Raw genomic sequence first — 17,131 nt, 5'->3', positions numbered from 1 at the left:
CGGAGCCCGGCCTCAGCGCGGACGGATCTCGCCCCGCGCGAATCCTGCGGCGGCGAGGACGTCGGCCGCCGCCGCGCGCTTGAGATCGAGCGACTGCCCGATCTCGGCGGCGAGCCGAGGGTGCGCGCGGATCAGCGCGTCGATGACCTCGAGGGGGATCCGCAGCGCGGTCAGCACCTCAGTCGCGACGATCGTCACCGTCGTGCGCTCGCGGGTGAGGGCGGTCTGCCCGATGAGCTCGCGGGGTCCGCTCTCGGCGACGGTGATGCGCGCCCCGTCGGCCTCGTACAGCATGGCGACGCCGCCGGTCATGATCAGGCGCACCTCGTCCGGCACGACGCCCGCGGGGAGCACGGTCTCGCCGGCACCGTAACGCTGCAGTCGGGCACCGGCGCGGAGGATCTCCTTGCCGGCCTCGTCCAGACGCAGGACCGGTGCCGCCTCCTCGATCGCCGCGTCGAGCATCGCGGGCTCGGCGATCGGGTCCGACGCATCCCCGTCGAGTGCGAAGCCGCGGCGTCGCGCGGCGTACCAGAGCCACGACAGGTACAGCGAGAGGGCGCCCGAGGCCTCACCGGGAGCGTTGATCGGGATCGACACCGCGTAGCCGGCGGCGCCCGTGTACTCCGCCGTCGCCCGCTCGTCCCGCCACCGCATCGGCAGCCCGTCGGCGAGCCGCACGAGCAGGGCGAGCACCTCCTGGGGCGGGTCGTCGGTGCTGAACTTCAACGACGCGGTCGCGTAGTACGGACCCGTCGGCTCGCTCATGTTCGTGAACGAGGCGCCGGAGAGCGTCGAGTTCGGCACGATCTGGATCCCGGATCCGGTGTCGATGTGCACGGCACGCCAGTTGACCTCGACGACGCGCCCCTTCACTCCGCCGGTGTCGAGCCAGTCGCCGATCTTGAACGGCTGCTCGAACAGGAGGAGCAGCCCCGAGACGACGCCGCCGGCCGCGTTCTGCAGCGCGAGCCCGATGACGATCGAGGTCACCCCGAGGGCCGTGAACAGTCCTCCGACGTCGGCGTCCCACACCCAGGAGAACAGCATCGCGAGGCCCACGACCACGAGCACGAGCCGGGCGATCTCGATGAAGATCGACGGCACGCGGCGGCGCCACGAACCCTCTTCCGCGTTGGAGAACAGCACCACGTTGAACGCGGAGAGGACGAGGAGGATCAGCAGGAAACCGAACACGGTGGCGACCACGCGCACCCACACGTAGCCGTCGTCCTTCTGTCCGATCGCGAAGGCGAGCAGGGCGAACAGAGCGCCGGCCGGGATGACGGCGTTGCGCAGCAGCGCCACCGGCTTGGCGACCGGGTTGCCGCGACGGCGCAGCGCGCCGAGCAGTTCGGTGAGCCCGACGAGCAGCACCGGGATCCCGACCGCGAGCGCGATCAGCCACCACGTCCATCCCTGCTGGAAGACGCCCATGTCAGGCGACCTTCCACACGGTCTCGGCCTTGCCCCGCACCTCGACCGTGCCCGCTTCGGTGTAGTCGATCAGCTCCGAGGTGCGCTCGTGCACCCGCTGGCTGACGTAGATCCCCGGATCCCCGGAGACCGAGCGCACGCGGTAGGCGAGGTTCACGGCGTCGCCCCACAGGTCGTAGGCGAGGGAGGTGCGGGCGACCAGGCCACTCGTCACCGATCCGGAGTCGACGCCCGCGCGCAACCCGATCGCCGTGCCGTACTGCGCGTTGAAGCGATCGAGCACATCGCGCAGGCTGGTGGCGAACTCCACTGCGCGGCGCACGTTGTCCACGCGCGGCACGACCAGCCCCGACGAGGCGAGGTAGCCCCCATGCAGCGTGCGCACCTTCTCGACGCCCGCCTTCTCGGCCGCCTCGTCGAAGCCGCGCATGAGCGCGTTCAGCTGCGCGATCTCCTCCTCGGCGCTGACGGTGCGGCCGTGCTCCTCGAACCCGATGAGCTCGGCGAAGACGACCGAGACGTCGTCGTGCGCCTCGGTGATCGCCTCATCGCCCTGCTTGTAGCGCTCGGCCACGCTCTGCGGCATGAGGGTGTGCAGGAGCTTCTCGTTCTCGGCGCGCTGATCGTCGATGAGCTGCTGCTTGATCCGCAGGCTCGACGCCATGTCGTTGAAGGCGCTGCCGAGATCGCCGAACTCGTCGCGGGATCCGGCGGGAACCTGAACGTCCAGATCACCCTCGGCCACCCGGTGCACCGCGCCGACCAGGCGGTGGATGGGGCGCGTGAACACCTGGGCGAGCAGGAGTGACAACAGCGCCACGACGAGCATGATCCCGAGCAGCGAGATCAGCACGATCCGGGTGAAGTCGTCGACCGGCGCGAACGCCTCGGAGGAGTCGATCCGCGCGATCACGATCCAGTCCAGGTCGTCGACCTCGAGGGGTCCGTAGCTGACGACGCTCGATCCGCTGATGTAGTCGGATCCTTCCAGCGTGCCGCTCTTTCCGCTCTGCGCCCGGGACACCGCGTCGCCCGTGATCGGCTGGATCAGCACCGTGCCCTTGACCTCGGCCGCGCGTTTGGCGACGGACGGCGACGTCCCGTGGTCGACCACGTCCTGCGCGTACTGCTTCGGGTGCTCCACGATCTCGCGCGAGGTGCTGCGCATGAGTCCGTCGCGGCCGACGAGATACACCTCGCCGGTGCGGCCGAGCCCCTGGCCCTTCCAATCGTTCTGTCCGGTCATGACGTTGTTCACGAAGCTCAAGGACACCTGGAGCGCGAGCGCTCCGGTGATCCCGGAGTCGTTGCCGACCGGCGAGACGATCCACATCGACGGCGTGCCCAGCGACGGCGTCCAGCGCTCGAAGTCGGTCATGACCACCGCGTCCACGGAGTTCGTCGCGATGGCCTCGCGATAGGCGTCGGCGAGCTTCGAGTCCCGGAAGGGCCCCGTGTCGAGGTTGGTGCCGAGTTCGACGCCCTTGTAGCCGGTGAAGACCACGTCGCCTTGGAGGTTGAGCAGCAGCGCGTCCTCGTAGCCCGCCTGGTTGATGAGGCGGGAGAAGTAGTCGCCGTAGCGCACCGCGGCCGCGGAGTAGGCGGATCCGTCTCCGGCGTCGTCGTTCTTCAGGTTCGCCTCGTAGCCGGCGTCGTCGAGGGTGGTGTTGCGGATCGTGTAGTGCGCCTGGAGCCACCGTCCGGCGGCCGACTCCGGGATGAAGGCGTGCTCGCCGTAGGCATCGCCGGTGCGCTTCTCCAACGCGGGCACGAAGGTGTGCGCGTGATAGCCGTCGAGGGCGGCGGACTGGTTGGCGTCCAATGCGGCGCCCTGGAGCTGGTCGAAGCCGTCGTTGAGCGCTTTCGACATGTTCTGCGCGCTGAGGTTGCGCGAGTTCAGGGACGCTGTGCGCTTCACGTCCTCCAGCGCGACCTTCATCTCGTGCGTGCGCATCTCGCGGATCGTCGTGAGCTGATCGATCGAGCTCGCGTGCAGCGAGCTGCGCCCGTTGACGAATCCGACGGCGCCGATGATGAGCGCCGACACCAGGCTCACGCCCAGCAGCATGATCAGCAGCTTCGACTGGATGCTCAGCCCCGGTCTCACGCGCCGACCCCTCGACCGGCGCTCCGCATGCGAACCATCGACGTCCATCCGCCCCCCTTTGTGAGCACGAGTGCTCGAGCACGACTCCGGCAGCCACGCTGTGGCACTCGCACCGTACCGATATACCGGTGTGGACGGAAGAGCCCCTTCGCGGCTGCTGCACGAAAGGTCGGATCTGCTCAGTGCGCGGCGGACCGGTGCTGCGCGCGGTACTGCGAGGGGGTGATCCCGTGCGCCCGGCGGAACGCCCGCGCGAACTGGTCATCGCCGCCGAACCCGCTGAGCCGCGCGACCTCGGCGATGGTCAGGTCCCGGGTGCGCACCCCGGCGAGGAGCGTCGCGGCATGCCGGATCCGGGTGGCGCGCAGCTGCGCCCCCGCGCTCAGATCCTCCCCGTGGAAGAGGGCGTGCAGATAGCGCGGGCTCACACGAAGCTCTTCGGCGAGCGCGGCCACGTCGAACGACGGATCGGCGAACCGGTCGGCGATCACGGCCTGCGCCCGTTCGCGGTACATCGCCCTGGCGTCGTATCCGGCGTGCACGCGATCGGCCGCCTCGTGCAGCACGGCGAGCGCGAGCTCTCGCAGAGCGTGCCCGACGTGGGTGGCCGAGGTCGCGGGCACCGGGTTCGTCCCGCTCGTCACCGTGCGCAGGAGCTCGTGGAGCGCGATCGCCGAAGGGGTCGCGCCCCAGGTGAGACCGGCCCAGCTCTCGGGCGCGTAGCCGTGGGCGCGCATCAGGCGCAGCGGCACGTAGAGCTGGATGGATTCCGCTTCGTCGTCGATCCGGGTGCGGAACGGCAGGCTGCCCACGAGCACGCTCACCGAGCCGGGTGCGATCGCACTCTGCCGTCCGCCCTGCTCGATCTGCATGCGTCCCGACAGCACGAAGCCCAGCTGCGCATAGCCCGCATACGGATCGTCGAGGCGATCGCGGGAGCGCTCGGCGTGCAGGTGCCGGGAGCGGATCCGCGTCGCGAACATCTCGCCGAACGTCGTCGTGGCGACGAGGGTGCGGTGGTGGTGCGGCCGGGGGCTCGACATGCGCGACGACACCGACAGCCCCTCGAGCCCTTCGGGGCCGATGAACAGCGCTCCGCCTTCGAAGCGGTCGCGCCGTTCCCGCATGGCGTGGTCCACCGTCATCCCCGCATCGCCCTCCGTCGTCACCTCCCCTGCCGGAAGCGTAGCGCCCGAGGATTCCGGCATTCCGCGCAGCGGCCGTTCGACTCGCGCGCTCCGGAACCGGTGTGCATGACTCGCTCTGGAGCCAGGGCTCCGCCCGCTCAGGCACTAGGGCGGCGCGCGGCGCCCGCGAGCCGGAGCGCGGCGAGCACGAGCGCTGCGCCGACGACCCAGCCCGACGGCGAGGATCCGGTGACGAGGATGGTCACGACCCCGGCGGCACCCACCAGCGCCGACCCGGCCCCGCGGCCGCGGCCGAGCGGCGGCACGGCGGACTCGCGCGCCGCCTCGCGCCGCCCGCTCACGGCGACGACGAGCGCCACGGCGGCGAGCACGGCGGCGAACCACAGCGGGCGGCTCGCCCACCAGGCCGCGCTGAGCGGTGTCGGGAGAGCGGCCTGCGAGAGCAGCAGGATCCCGGCCAGCACGATCACCACGAGCATGTGCCAGGAGTAGATCGTCATCGCACGGGCGTTCACCCAGGAGATCACGGCCGACGTGCGCGCACCCGCCGCGACGACGCGCAGCCGCGGCCGCAGGACGAGGAACAGCGCCGTCTGCGCGACGCCCGCCACCACGAGGATCGCCATCGGCGGGTTCAGCGCGTCGATGAGGTTGCTCGGCGCCGCGCCGGTGAGGATCAGCACTGCGGCGACCCCGACGGCCCCCGCGGCAACCGCGAGCAGGGTTCCGCGCCGGAGGCGGTCGAGCGATCCGTCCGCCACCGCGAACCCGAGCTGCTGCAGGAGCAGCCACACGAACGCCATGTTCAGCAGGCCGATGCCCGCGAGTCCGGACGCACCGCGAACGATGTCGACCGCGACGACGCCTGCGGCGAGCGCGGCGAACGTCGCGATCCGGTGGCGCTCGTGCAGGCGCACCATCATCGGCACGAGCGCGGAGCAGCCGAGATACACGCCGAGGAACCAGAGCGGCTGGCTGATCCGGAAGCCGGCCGTCGCCACGATCTCCGCAGGGACGCCCGCGACCACGAGGCCCGCCAGCAGCACGGCGGACGCGACGATCGCTCCGGCGGCGGGGAGCAGCAGCCGGCGCACCCGCCCCGCGACGTAGGCGCCCGCCGTCGCTCCGCGTGCGCGCTGCCGGGTCCACTGGGTGTACGAGGCGAAGCCGCCGAGCACGAAGAACAGCGGCATGATCTGCAGGATCCAGGTGAGCGGGGCGAAGCCGTCCCAGCCCTCCATGGCGTTGCGCAGGACGGGCGAGCCGTCGGCGGCGACGCTGACGCCGACCATGAGCGCGTGCAGCAGCACCACGACGCCGAGCAGGAGGGCGCGCACGGCGTCGACGGACGTGTCCCGGGCGGAACGCGCCGGCGCCGCGACCGGAAGGGCGGTGCGCGCGGAACGCACCGGCGCGGAGTCGAGAGCGGGGGTGATCAGTGCCATGTCCCCACGGTCGCGGCCGGGTCTCGGTGGCCGCATCCCGCTGCGGAGCCGGATCCACCCCCTACCGCGGTATCACCCGTCGCTGCCGCGGGTGCGCGACGTTCCCCGCCGGCCACGCGACTGCGCTAGGAAGGAGGGGCGCACAGCGACGCGCAGACCGAGGGGGCGTCATGACCTATCCGCAGAACCCGCAGCCGGGGCCCCAGCCGCATCCCGCGGCGCAGAACCCGCAGCCGGGGCCGCAGCCGCATCCGGCGGCGCAGAACCCGCAGCCGTATCCCCTGGCGCAGAACCCCGCCGGCGGACAGCCGTACTCCCCGATGCCGGGCTACCTGCCCGCGCCGGAGCCCAAGGGACTGAGCATCGCCTCGATGGTGCTGGCGCTGATCTCGGTCGTCTTCGGGTTCACGTTCCTGCTGCCCATCACGGCCCTGATCCTGGGGATCGTGGGCCTGCGCCGCGAGCCCGCGGGACGCGGCATGGCCGTCGCCGGCGTGGTCATCTCCGGTCTGATCCTCGTCGTGTGGGGGATCCTGCTGGTCGTGCTCCTCGTCGTCGGCCTCTCCGCGTTCGGGATCGCGGTCTCGCAGACGACGAGCTGAGCCGGGGTCTCACCCCGCCGGCGCCACCAGGCCGGCGTCGTACGCCAGGATCACCGCCTGCACACGGTCGCGCAGGCCGAGCTTGGCGAACACCCGGCTGACATGCGTCTTCACGGTCTGCTCCGCGAGGAAGAGGGAGCTCGCGATCTCCCGGTTCGACAGACCGCGCCCGATCAGCACGAGGATCTCGTGCTCGCGCTCGGTGAGCCCCTTCAGCCGCAGCTCCGCACCGCCGGTCCGCGGCCGGCTCTCGGCGAACCGTTCCAGCAGCCGCCGGGTGATGCGCGGGGCGAGGAGCGCGTCGCCCGACGCCACGACGCGCACGGCCTGGACGAGCTCCTCCGGGAGCGCGTCCTTGAGCAGGAATCCGCTCGCCCCCGCCCGCAGCGCCTCGTGCACGTACTCGTCCGCGTCGAACGTCGTCAGCACCAGGACGGCCGGGGCGGGGCGCCCGTCGCGCTCCGCGGCGGCGAGGATGCGCCGGGTCGCCTCGATGCCGTCGAGATTCGGCATCCGCACATCCATCAGCACCACGTCGGGGCGCAGCCGGCGCGCCTCGTCCACGCCCTCCGCTCCGTCCGCGGCCTGCCCGATCACGTCGATCCCGTCCTGCGCCTGCAGGATCGCGGAGAACCCCGCGCGCAGCATCGCCTGATCATCGACGATCAGCACCGTCGTCATGCCCGTCCCTCCCTCGGGATCCGCACCTGCAGCGCGAATCCGCCGTCGTCCCGCGGTCGGGCCTCGACCGCGCCGCCCATCGTCGCCAGGCGTTCGCGCATGCCGCGCAGGCCGTGACCGCCGCTCTCCGCACGGGGGGCCGCGGGCCCGGTCGGCGCCGCGTTGCGGATGCCGATCCCGAGCTGTGCGGGCGTCTGCGTCCACACCACCTCCGCGGCGGCGCCGGGGGCGTGCCGGGCGACGTTGCTCAGCCCCTCCTGCACCACCCGGTACGCCGCAAGGCCGAGGATCGGATCCTGCTGCTCCTGCTCCGTGAGCTGCCACGATCCGCGCTCGGACACCGGGCCGAGGTCACCCGCTCGCGCGAGAAGCGCGGGGATGTCGGCGAGCCCCGGCTGCGGCGCGTGCTCGACGTCCCCCTCCTCGTCGCGGAGCAGCCCGAGGATCACGCGCATCTCCTTCATCGCCGACCGCGCGGTGGCGGCGACCTCGTCGAACTCCGCGGCGGCTTCCTCGGGGAGGTCCGGGATCCGGTATCTCGCACTCGCCGCGCGCACCTGGATCGCCGACATGCCGTGCGCGACCACGTCGTGCAGCTCGCGGGCGATCCGCGCCTTGTCCTCCACGGCTTCACGGCGGGCGAGCTCCACGGCCGTCGCGGCGCGCTCGGCCCGCAGCTGCGCGCGCAGCAGCGACCAGTTGCGGACGCCGAGTCCGATCAGCACGGCGCCGAGAGTGACCGCCGCGAACACGATGAGATCGGCGATCGCCGCACCGTCGTCGGACCGGACCGGCGAATCCACGGCGACCATCACCGCGCTGAGCACGCTGAACGCCCACCCGCCGACGGGCATCCACCAGCGCGCCCGCAGGGCCACCCCGATCCACACCAGCGCGTTCGCCACGATCGTCGACGCCGCGATCGGCCACGGGGCCTCGGGCACCACGGCGGCCAGGCCGGCGAGCGCGTTCCCGGCGATCAGCGCGAGCACGGTCGCCCAGGCCGGTGCGAACAGCGCGAGCACGATCGCGACGGCCTGCACGAGGGAGAGGATCAGGGCCGCGGCGACCGGGATCCGGTAGAGGGCGACGCCGAGCGACGCGGCGACCGCGAGCTGGGCGAGGGCGCACACGATCGCGAACGCCCAGATCGCCAGGTTGGCGCGGCCCGGCGCGACGCGCGGCGGCAGGATCCCGAGCCGGCGCCGCAGCGCCGAACCCCGGAGATCCTGCGGAAGGCCGACGGACATGACGGCTCCTCTCCACGATCGCGTGCCGACGGATCCACGCTACGTCCCTCCGCCGGTGCGCGCGTCACCCCGCAGTATCAGTGTCGGCGCCTGCCCCGCATGGGGAGTTCTGCCCATGCGGGGCAGGCGGCACGACCGTTGACGGCGGTTACGCTGGCAGAGGTGCGCGGTCGGAACGCGCACCGGGAGCAGGGGGAAGCCGCACGTGAGCCAGGACAACGACGCGCAGACGTTCGCCGCACAGACGCCGCCTCCGCCCGCGAACACGGTGACCCCGCCGCCGAGCATCCCGCCGGCGCCGCCGATGCCGCCCGCGCCGAGCACCCGCCGCGAGCAGGCCGCCACGGCCCCCGCAGCCCCCGCTGCGCCCGCGGCTCCTGCAGCATCCGCCCCGGCTGCGCCGACGAGCGCACCCGCGCCCACGGCGCCCGCGGAGGCTAAGGCCGCGCCGACCGAGGCGGAGATGGCGCGCGCCCGCGAGATCCTCGACATCGTCTCGAAGGCCTACTCGGCGCGCATGGTCGGCCAGGAGCGCCTGCGCACCAGCCTGCTGCTCGCACTCATGGCCGGCGGGCACATCCTGCTCGAGTCGGTGCCGGGTCTCGCCAAGACGACTGCGGCGAGCACCCTCGCCGACACCGTCAAGGCGGACTTCAAGCGGATCCAGTGCACCCCGGACCTGCTGCCCAGCGACATCACCGGCACGCAGATCTACGACGCGGCCAGCGGATCCTTCCGCACCGTGCTCGGCCCCGTGCACGCGAACTTCGTGCTGCTCGACGAGATCAACCGCTCCAGCGCCAAGACGCAGTCGGCGATGCTCGAGGCGATGCAGGAGCGGCAGACCACGATCGGCGGGGAGATCCACAAGGTCCCGCGGCCGTTCCTCGTGATCGCCACGCAGAACCCGATCGAGCAGGAGGGCACGTACGAGCTCCCTGAGGCGCAGATGGACCGCTTCCTGCTCAAGGAGATCGTGGAGTACCCGAGCCCGGCCGACGAGCTCGAGGTGCTCGCGCGCATCGACTCCGGCGCGCTCGATCCCGACCGTCACGCCGAGACCACCATCTCCCTCGCCGACGTCGAGCTGCTGCAGGACATCTCGTCGCGGGTGTACGTGGATCCGGCGATCCGCAACTACATCGTCTCGCTCGTCTACGTCACCAGGAACCCGGTGCCGTACATCGGCGAGACGCTCGGCGGGTACATCAAGTACGGCGCGAGCCCGCGCGGCTCGATCGCGTTCCTGCAGGCGTCGCGTGCGCTCGCCCTCCTCGCCGGCCGCGCGTACGTGATCCCCGAGGACGTGCGCAACCTGCGCCACTTGGTGCTGCGCCACCGCGTGCTGCTGACGTTCGAGGCGGAGGCCGAGAACGTGCGCAGCGAAGACATCATCGACGCCGTGTTCGGCGCCGTGCCCACCCCCTGACCCCTCGACCGACTCGGGGACGGGAGGACATCATGGCCAGCCTGCTGACGCCGGTGAAAGGCAAGCTCTTCATCGACTCCACGCGCAAGTCGACGCACGCGCTCGACGGCGCGTACGCGTCGCTGCTGCGCGGGCACAGCCTCGACTTCGACGACCTGCGCGCCTACGAGTACGGCGACCAGATCCGCGACATCGACTGGAAGGCGACGGCGAGGCTCGGATCCCCTGTGGTGCGACGGTCGTTGGCCACCCGCATGCACACCGTGCTGTTCGTCGTCGACACCGGGCTCTCGATGGCCGCCCTCGCATACGACGAGAGGCCGAAGAAGGAGCTGGCGATCCTCACGGTCGGCGTGCTGGGCCTGCTCGCCCTCCGGCACGGCGACGACTTCTGCCTCGTCGACGGCGACTCCTCCGGGGTGCGCCGTCGCGAGATCGGCCGCAGCGAGGCCGCCCTCGAGCACACGTTGCGACGGATCGACCGGGCGGTCGACGAGGCGTCGGCGCCCTCCGATCGCGATGCCCTGCTCTCGTACGTCGCGCGCACGATCGCGCGCCGCATGATCGTCGTGGTGCTGACCGACGACGCCCCCGTCGGCGCCGAGACGGAACGGCTGCTGCGGCGCCTGCGCGTGCAGCACGACGTGCTGTGGATCACTCTGCGCGACGCGGAGCCGGTGCTCGACCCCTCGAGGACGGGCACCGGTGCCGGGCGCCGCGCCCGCGCGGCCGCCGACCTGCCGGCGTCGCCTCAGCGCGCCCGCCGCGACGTCGCCTCGCACTGGGCGATCCCCGAGTTCCTGCAGGGCGATGCCGAGCTCGCCGGCGAGCTGCACGCCGTCGACGCCGCCGACGCCGCGCACACGGACACGCTGCTGCGCCGCCTGGAGATCACGCACGTCGCCCTCGCTGCACAGGACGCGGCCGTGGGCGAGCTGCTCGCGATGCTGGATGCGAGGTCGCATGTCCGGCACGGATGAGCTCTATCCTCCCGCCCAGTACGGCTGGGGCTGGATCCTCCTCGCGATCGGCGTGCTCGTGCTGCTCGCCGCAGCCGCGTGGCTGGTCGTGGTGCTGACCCGTCCGCGGCGCGCCGTCGCCTTCACCGCTCCCGCCGCCGCGCCGATGCTCGCGGCCGACGTCGCCACGGTGCTGCGTCAGGAGTACCTGGGCACGATCGCGCAGATCGAGGCCGACTACCGTGCCGGCCTGCTCGACGCGCGCCGCGCGAACCTCGACCTCAGCCGCACGGTGCGCGGGTTCGTGAACGAGTACAGCGGCATCGAGGCGCCCGTCCTCGCCCTCGACGATCTGGTGCGCCTGGGTGTGCACCCCGCCCTCATCGACGCGATCGGCCGCAACTACTACCCGAGCATCTTCCGGCGCACCGCCCCGGTCGACCCCCTGGTCGGCGCCGAGGCCGCCCGTACGGTGGTGACCACGTGGTACTAGCGAACGTCTGGATCCTGCTCGCGGTCACCGGAGTCCTGCTCCTCGCGATCGCGCTCGGCGTGCTGCTCGGGATGCGCGGGCGCGGCGGCGGTTCCGCCGGACCCGGCGCGCCCATCGCGCGTGCGGAGCGCATCAGGGCGCTCCCCGCGTTCCGCCGGGCGGTGCGCCGACGCCAGGCCGCCCTCGCCGGCATCGTGGCCCTGGGGGTGCTCGCGGTCGTGCTCGGCGGGGTGGTCGCCGCCCGCCCGGTGGCGCAGAAGACGATCCAGCCGGTGTCCACCAACCGCGACATCATGCTCTGTCTGGACGTCTCCGGATCCATGACCGACGTCGACAAGGAGATCGTCTCGATCTTCGACAAGCTCGCCGACGGGTTCAAGGGCGAGCGCGTCGGGCTGACGATCTTCAACAGCTCGGCCGTGCAGGTCTTCCCCCTGACGGACGACTACGCGTTCATCCAGGAGCACCTGCGCAGCCTGATGAAGGGCTTCGACTACTCGACCGACGTGCCGGAGCAGTGGGTCGGCACGATGAACGGCGTGGGCGCCTCGCTCATCGGCGACGGCCTCGCGTCCTGCGTGATGCGCTTCGACCATGCCGACCAGCAGCGCGCCCGCTCGATCATCCTCGCCACCGACAACGAGCTGAACGGATCCCCGATCGTCACGCTCGGGGAGGCGGCCGACTACGCGGCGTCCAAGAAGATCCGGATCTACACGATCAACCCGGTGGACGGCATCGACCAGCCGAACAGCACGGGGCTCTCGGAGGCGGCGGCCACGACCGGCGGCAAGGCCTACGCCCTGCGCGAGACGACGACCGTCGGTGACATCGTCGCGCAGGTGCAGAAGCAGGAGGCGTCGCAGCTGAAGGGGCAGGCGACGGTGATCTGGACCGACGTGCCGCAGCTGTGGATCGCGGCGCTCATCGTGGTCGCGCTCGGCTTCGTCGTGCTGCTGTGGAGGGTGCGCCTGTGATCCTCCAGCCCGTCATCGCGCCGTTCCTGGCGGTCCTGCTCGTGCTGCCCGTGCTGGGAGCGGCCGTGTGGATGCTCGTGCGCAGCGTCTCCTCCCGAGGCAGCAGCCCCGGGAGCGGCGCCGGTCCCGTGATGTGGGCGCTCCGGATCCTTCTCGTCCTGGCCTGCGGCGTGCTGCTGCTGCGCCCCGGCATCCCCGGGGGCCACGTGCGCACCCTCGCCTCGGCGACCGACGTCGTGATCGCGGTCGACACCACGGCCAGCATGGTCGCCGAGGATTGGGACGGCGCGCAGGGGTCCTCCGGCGCCACCGGCGACCGCACCCGCATGGCCGGCGTCCGCGAGGACGTTCGCCGCATCGCGGAGGCGTACCCCGGCGCCCGGTTCGCGCTCATCACGTTCGATGCGAACGCGGTGCTGCGCCTGCCGCTCACGACCGACAGCGGCGCCCTCGTCTCGGCCGTGGACGTGCTCCAGCCCGAGGTGACGCGGCAGTCCAAGGGGAGCTCGATCGGCATCGCGAACCAGCTGCTCGCCCAGACGCTGCAGAACGCGCAGAAGGCGTCGCCGGATCGTGCGCGGATGGTGTTCTACCTGGGTGACGGCGAGCAGACGGTGTCGAGCGCCCCGGAGTCGTTCGCCGCCTCGAAGAAGCTCGTGTCGGGCGGCGCCGTGCTCGGCTACGGCACCGCCGAGGGCGGGCCGATGCGCGAGACGACGGGCGCCTTCAGCGGCAAGGGCGACTACATCCAGTACCAGGGATCCGACGCCCTGAGCCGCATCGACGAGAAGAACCTGCAGCAGATCGCCGCCGAGCTCGGCGTGGGCTATACGCACCGCACCGCCCAGGCGAAGCTGCAGCTGCCGCCCGCGCCGACCTCCACCACCGCCTACCGCGAGAACGATCCGCTCACCCAGCCGATCGACCTGAGCTGGATCCTCGCGCTCGTCATCGCCGCTCTCCTGTGCACGGAGATCACCCGCGCCACGGTGCTGATCATGCGGATGCGCCACCTCGCGCTTCCGCCGGCAGGGGGTGACGCATGACCCTCACCGAGAACCTGCGCCGGAGCGAGGACGCCGAAGGCGCCCGGGGCGACGCCGGCGCGCACGCCCTGCTCGCCTCCAACCGGCGCCGTCTCCTGGTGCGCCGCGGGATCGCGTGGGCCTCGCTCCCGCTGATCCTCGTCGCCCTGCTGTTCGTCGGGAAGCTGGTGAGCCTCTACGCCTTCGCCTACCAGTCGATCACCGCGTACGTCGCCGGAGACTACACCGGATCCGTGAGCGCGGCCGAGAACCTGAACCCGGCGAACTGGTTCGAGCCGTACAAGGCCCCCTTCGATCAGGGCGTCGGCCTCGCGGAGTCCGGCAAGCTCGCCGCCGGGCAGAAGAAGTTCGAGGAGTCGCTCACGCTCGCGCACGGTCTCGAGGTGTGCGCGGTGCGGTTCAACCTCGCCCTGGTGCTCGAGCGCGAGGGCGATGCCGCCGCCGACGCGCAGGACCACGCCACCGCCCTGGAGTTCTACGCCGAGGCGCTGCAGGTGAACGCCGAGCGCCCGAAGGAGTGCGACAGCAAGGAGGCGCAGCAGCAGTCCCCGGATCCGCAGCGCGACATGGGCCAGTCGAACACCGACCAGAAGGACCGGCTGCAGCAGAAGCAGCAGGATCAGCAGCAGCAGCAGGACTCCGGCAGCCCGCAGGACCCGAGACAGGATCCGAAACAGGATCCGCAGCAGCAGCCGACGCCCGATCAGAGCAAGCTGGACGAGCTGCAGAAGAAGCTGCAGCAGGGCGAGCAGGAGCGTCAGCAGAACCAACAGGACGGCACCGACGACGGAGGCAGCAGCGGGACGGACAAGCCATGGTAGAGCGCAGCGACCCGCCCCGGTACGTGGCCGACTCCGCCGGCGCCCCGCCCGTCCCGCCCCCGGGCGGCTATCGCGGTGCGCGACGGGCGCTGCTCGGCGCGAACGGGGTCGTCGAGGGAGGACGCCCACAGGACGCCCCGGCCGAAGCGCCGCCCCTTCCCGGCGCCGACGCCCCCACCAAGACCCGGAGGACCCTCGGCTGGATCGCGCTGGCCGCGGGGATCGGATTCGTGATCGTCGCGCTCATCCTGCTCGTGATCGGCGCCGCGGAGGCCTTCTTCAGCCCGACCATGCTCGTGCTGCAGCTCGTCGTGCTGGGCCTGGCGATCGCCGCGGTCGTGACGCGGGCCGGACGCGTGCTCGGGGCCGTCGCCCTGACCATCGCCCTCGTGCTCAACGTCGGCACGATGGGCGCCCTCAGCACCGTGCGGGTCGCGGCGACCGGCTCGTACGCGGGGCACAAGACCGACAAGCAGAGGCTGTGGGAGGCGTATCCGGGCATCAAGGACAAGGAGCCGAGCCGCTTCCTGAACCAGCAGTCGCTCGAGCAGCTGCAGGCGCTGGCCGACGAGACCCTGGCCGACGTGCGCGCGCAGCTGACCGCGCAGTACGGACTGCAGTGGGTGAAGTCCGCCGACGCCCAGGAGCGCCCGGAGCGCAACGGCTACGGCGGGGAGTCGATGCTCGTGCGGTTCACGTCCGACACCTGGGCGACGACGACCCCGGTGACCGGGTACGCGCACAAGCTCGAGGTCATGCGCACTATCGAGTCGGTGATCGCGCAGCACGGCTGGCGCGGCATGGTGGCGTTCAACGATCCCGCCGGCGGCGTGGACCCGACGATGATCTCCAAGATGTACGGGGGCGCCACCCCCGAGACCCAGGTGGACTGGGAGTGGTTCAGCGACGACGAGCCGGATCCCGGCTGGTTCTACGCCGACATCACGGATCTCGCCAACGACACCACCGGCGAGTACCGTGCGTCGCGGGAGCAGACCGCGAAGCGCACGGGCGAGCCCCTGGAGGGCCTCCAGCTGGCCATCGTGGGCCGGTACATGCTGAGCGAGAAGAAGGTCGACGAGTTCACCAAGGCGCTGACGAAGTACCCCTGACGCTCCCGGATCCGGCATCTTCGGCACCGCGACCGGGCGGCGGGACGCGGGGCCGCTATCTTCAAGGCATGCAGATCTCCGCGCAGGAGCGCACCGCGGCCCGCCCCGCCCGCTTCACGATCGGCACGAGGACGTGGTCGATCGTGCGTCTCGTCGGCGCGCTCGCGATCCTCGCCGCCGTCACGCACCAGCTCATCGTGACGGTCGGCAACGCGCTCGAGGCGACCACTCCCTATGGCTCCCACATCCCCACCGTCGTCGCGAACTTCCTCAGCTTCTTCACGATCGAGTCGAACGTCGCGTCCGCGATCGTGCTCATCGTCGCCGCGATCTGGGGCCTGCGCGTCGCCGGCGGCCCGTCGGAGGCGGACCCCGTCGAGCCGCGCGGACTGGCGATCCTGCTCGCGTGCGTCTCGACATACATGATCGTGACCGGCATCGTCTACAACCTGCTGCTGCGCGGGATCGAGCTGCCGCAGGGATCGACCGTCGCCTGGGCGAACGAGATGATGCACGTCGTCGGCCCGCTGCTCCTCCTCGCCGACGTGCTGCTCGCGCCGCGCCGACGCTGCCTCGGCTGGGGCGTGCTGGGCATCGTCGCCGCGTTCCCGATCGTGTGGGCCGTGTACACGCTCATCCGGGCGAACCTGGTGATCAGCCCGCGCACGGGCAAGACGGGCTGGTACCCGTACCCGTTCCTGGATCCGTCCCTGGTTCCCGGCGGCTACCTCGGGGTCTCGGGCTACATCGTGAGCATCGCCGTGTCGATCCTCACGGTGGGCGCCGGCGTGATCTGGCTCTCCCGCAGACGCGGACGCTGAGACCGGGATCGCGGGGATCGATCCGCTCAGCCTGCCGCGATGCGCGCGCCGCTCAGGGGATCCGATCGAGCGCGTGCAGCACCACCTGGAGCCGGTCGCGCACCTGCCACTTCGTCATGACGCGGCCGAGGTGGGCCTTCACCGTCGCCTCCGACAGATGGAGGTCCGTCGCGATCTCGCGATTCGTCATGCCGCGGGTGAGCAGCTGCACGATCTCGCGCTCGCGCGGGGCCAATTGCTCGAGTTCGCGCGCGACGTCGCCGGCCCTGCGTCCCGGGCAGCAGATGACGTGGTCGACGAGGCGGTGCAGCACCCGCCGCGAGACGAACACGTTGTCCTCCGCCGCCTCCCTGACCGCGCGCACGAGCTCGTCCGGCTCGGCGTCCCTGCCGACGATCCCCCGCACGCCCAGCCCGAAGAGCTCCCTGATCCGCCCGAACGGCTCCACGGGGGCGACGACGATCACGGGCGCCTGCGCGTTCGCGGTGATCAGCGCCGCGCAGGTCTCGAACGTCGGCCACTCGGCGGGCGCGAGATCGAACACGATGACGGGCGTCGTCTCACCCGATTCCGCGCGCCGCGCGCAGGAGGCGGTCGCGCTCTCGATCGACGCCACCAGCTCCACGGGCCGGCCGGACTCGGCGGACAGGATCATCGAGAGCGCAGAGCCCATCAGTCCGTCCGATGAGACGACGATGGCCGTCGGGAACGCACTTGCCGACACCGTGTTGATCATGAGCCCCCCAGCTGTGATCAGAATCCCGCCTCAGGCTACAGCACAGTTTCCTTTACCGTAGTCGGCG

At 71.5% G+C, this 17,131-nt stretch carries 16 protein-coding genes; 9 read left to right on the top strand and 7 right to left on the bottom strand.

Annotated features, from left to right (window positions below; all coding sequences use genetic code 11):
* Positions 1-12: 12 nt before the first annotated feature.
* The 4 genes from NFX31_RS00610 to NFX31_RS00595 form a co-directional block, all read right to left on the bottom strand.
* Positions 13-1,437, bottom strand: coding sequence for a mechanosensitive ion channel domain-containing protein (locus NFX31_RS00610; RefSeq protein ID WP_045248915.1), 1,425 nt, complete (start codon positions 1,435-1,437; stop codon positions 13-15).
* 1 nt (position 1,438) lies between these two features.
* The gene (locus NFX31_RS00605) at positions 1,439-3,544 is read right to left on the bottom strand and encodes an adenylate/guanylate cyclase domain-containing protein (RefSeq protein WP_262956443.1); all 2,106 of its coding nucleotides are present in this window, start codon (positions 3,542-3,544) and stop codon (positions 1,439-1,441) included.
* A gap of 179 nt (positions 3,545-3,723) precedes the next feature.
* Complete coding sequence (locus NFX31_RS00600; protein WP_262956442.1) at positions 3,724-4,713, bottom strand: AraC family transcriptional regulator; 990 nt, start codon at positions 4,711-4,713, stop codon at positions 3,724-3,726.
* Between the two features lie 116 nt (positions 4,714-4,829).
* Positions 4,830-6,137, bottom strand: coding sequence for an acyltransferase family protein (locus NFX31_RS00595; RefSeq protein ID WP_262956441.1), 1,308 nt, complete (start codon positions 6,135-6,137; stop codon positions 4,830-4,832).
* A 170-nt stretch (positions 6,138-6,307) separates the two neighbouring features.
* Here NFX31_RS00595 and NFX31_RS00590 point away from each other — a divergent pair, with 170 nt between their 5' ends.
* Positions 6,308-6,739 carry a DUF4190 domain-containing protein gene (locus NFX31_RS00590; RefSeq protein WP_262956440.1) on the top strand — a complete coding sequence of 144 codons (432 nt, stop codon included), beginning with the start codon at positions 6,308-6,310 and terminating at the stop codon, positions 6,737-6,739.
* A gap of 9 nt (positions 6,740-6,748) precedes the next feature.
* Here NFX31_RS00590 and NFX31_RS00585 read toward each other — a convergent pair whose 3' ends face one another.
* Both NFX31_RS00585 and NFX31_RS00580 read right to left on the bottom strand, forming a co-directional pair.
* Positions 6,749-7,420 carry a response regulator gene (locus tag NFX31_RS00585; RefSeq protein WP_091477838.1) on the bottom strand — a complete coding sequence of 224 codons (672 nt, stop codon included), beginning with the start codon at positions 7,418-7,420 and terminating at the stop codon, positions 6,749-6,751.
* Positions 7,417-8,670, bottom strand: coding sequence for a sensor histidine kinase (locus NFX31_RS00580; RefSeq protein ID WP_091477839.1), 1,254 nt, complete (start codon positions 8,668-8,670; stop codon positions 7,417-7,419). The genes NFX31_RS00585 and NFX31_RS00580 overlap by 4 nt, the downstream gene beginning before the upstream one ends.
* Before the next feature lie 463 nt (positions 8,671-9,133).
* Here NFX31_RS00580 and NFX31_RS00575 point away from each other — a divergent pair, with 463 nt between their 5' ends.
* The 8 genes from NFX31_RS00575 to NFX31_RS00540 all read left to right on the top strand — a co-directional run bounded on the left by NFX31_RS00575 (position 9,134) and on the right by NFX31_RS00540 (position 16,328).
* Positions 9,134-10,099 carry an AAA family ATPase gene (locus NFX31_RS00575; protein WP_262957227.1) on the top strand — a complete coding sequence of 322 codons (966 nt, stop codon included), beginning with the start codon at positions 9,134-9,136 and terminating at the stop codon, positions 10,097-10,099.
* 32 nt (positions 10,100-10,131) lie between these two features.
* Positions 10,132-11,079: a DUF58 domain-containing protein gene (locus NFX31_RS00570; RefSeq protein ID WP_045248919.1), complete on the top strand. Its 948-nt coding sequence runs from the start codon at positions 10,132-10,134 to the stop codon at positions 11,077-11,079.
* The gene (locus tag NFX31_RS00565) at positions 11,063-11,551 is read left to right on the top strand and encodes a hypothetical protein (protein WP_045248920.1); all 489 of its coding nucleotides are present in this window, start codon (positions 11,063-11,065) and stop codon (positions 11,549-11,551) included. The genes NFX31_RS00570 and NFX31_RS00565 overlap by 17 nt, the downstream gene beginning before the upstream one ends.
* On the top strand, positions 11,542-12,528 hold the full coding sequence (locus tag NFX31_RS00560; protein WP_262956439.1) for a VWA domain-containing protein: 987 nt from the start codon (positions 11,542-11,544) through the stop codon (positions 12,526-12,528). Before NFX31_RS00565 ends, NFX31_RS00560 begins: the two co-directional genes overlap by 10 nt.
* Complete coding sequence (locus tag NFX31_RS00555; protein WP_262956438.1) at positions 12,525-13,574, top strand: vWA domain-containing protein; 1,050 nt, start codon at positions 12,525-12,527, stop codon at positions 13,572-13,574. Before NFX31_RS00560 ends, NFX31_RS00555 begins: the two co-directional genes overlap by 4 nt.
* Complete coding sequence (locus tag NFX31_RS00550; RefSeq protein WP_045248922.1) at positions 13,571-14,395, top strand: hypothetical protein; 825 nt, start codon at positions 13,571-13,573, stop codon at positions 14,393-14,395. The genes NFX31_RS00555 and NFX31_RS00550 overlap by 4 nt, the downstream gene beginning before the upstream one ends.
* The gene (locus NFX31_RS00545; RefSeq protein WP_262956436.1) at positions 14,389-15,507 is read left to right on the top strand and encodes a hypothetical protein; all 1,119 of its coding nucleotides are present in this window, start codon (positions 14,389-14,391) and stop codon (positions 15,505-15,507) included. The genes NFX31_RS00550 and NFX31_RS00545 overlap by 7 nt, the downstream gene beginning before the upstream one ends.
* A 68-nt stretch (positions 15,508-15,575) precedes the next feature.
* Positions 15,576-16,328 (top strand): Pr6Pr family membrane protein, encoded by a 753-nt coding sequence (locus NFX31_RS00540; protein WP_262956435.1) that lies wholly within the window; start codon positions 15,576-15,578, stop codon positions 16,326-16,328.
* A gap of 52 nt (positions 16,329-16,380) precedes the next feature.
* On the opposite strand, the gene NFX31_RS00535 is transcribed toward NFX31_RS00540, so the two are convergent.
* Entirely contained in the window at positions 16,381-17,052 is a 672-nt protein-coding gene (locus tag NFX31_RS00535) for a response regulator transcription factor (RefSeq protein WP_139168284.1), read from the bottom strand.
* Positions 17,053-17,131 lie beyond the last annotated feature (79 nt).

It is taken from the genome of Microbacterium azadirachtae, assembly GCF_025583665.1.
Lineage (GTDB): Bacteria > Actinomycetota > Actinomycetes > Actinomycetales > Microbacteriaceae > Microbacterium > Microbacterium azadirachtae.
Note: the sequence above shows the minus strand (reverse complement) of the source record. Positions and strands in the feature narration are given on the sequence as shown.

What these genes read in the sequence shown, in the direction of transcription:
- NFX31_RS00610 (WP_045248915.1), bottom strand. Translation starts at nt 1,437, where the DNA reads ATGGGCGTCTTCCAGCAGGGATGGACGTGGTGGCTGATCGCGCTCGCG.
- NFX31_RS00595 (WP_262956441.1), bottom strand. Translation starts at nt 6,137, where the DNA reads ATGGCACTGATCACCCCCGCTCTCGACTCCGCGCCGGTGCGTTCCGCG.
- NFX31_RS00590 (WP_262956440.1), top strand. Translation starts at nt 6,308, where the DNA reads ATGACCTATCCGCAGAACCCGCAGCCGGGGCCCCAGCCGCATCCCGCG.
- NFX31_RS00585 (WP_091477838.1), bottom strand. Translation starts at nt 7,420, where the DNA reads ATGACGACGGTGCTGATCGTCGATGATCAGGCGATGCTGCGCGCGGGG.
- NFX31_RS00580 (WP_091477839.1), bottom strand. Translation starts at nt 8,670, where the DNA reads ATGTCCGTCGGCCTTCCGCAGGATCTCCGGGGTTCGGCGCTGCGGCGC.
- NFX31_RS00575 (WP_262957227.1), top strand. Translation starts at nt 9,134, where the DNA reads ATGGCGCGCGCCCGCGAGATCCTCGACATCGTCTCGAAGGCCTACTCG.
- NFX31_RS00570 (WP_045248919.1), top strand. Translation starts at nt 10,132, where the DNA reads ATGGCCAGCCTGCTGACGCCGGTGAAAGGCAAGCTCTTCATCGACTCC.
- NFX31_RS00565 (WP_045248920.1), top strand. Translation starts at nt 11,063, where the DNA reads ATGTCCGGCACGGATGAGCTCTATCCTCCCGCCCAGTACGGCTGGGGC.
- NFX31_RS00550 (WP_045248922.1), top strand. Translation starts at nt 13,571, where the DNA reads ATGACCCTCACCGAGAACCTGCGCCGGAGCGAGGACGCCGAAGGCGCC.
- NFX31_RS00545 (WP_262956436.1), top strand. Translation starts at nt 14,389, where the DNA reads ATGGTAGAGCGCAGCGACCCGCCCCGGTACGTGGCCGACTCCGCCGGC.
- NFX31_RS00540 (WP_262956435.1), top strand. Translation starts at nt 15,576, where the DNA reads ATGCAGATCTCCGCGCAGGAGCGCACCGCGGCCCGCCCCGCCCGCTTC.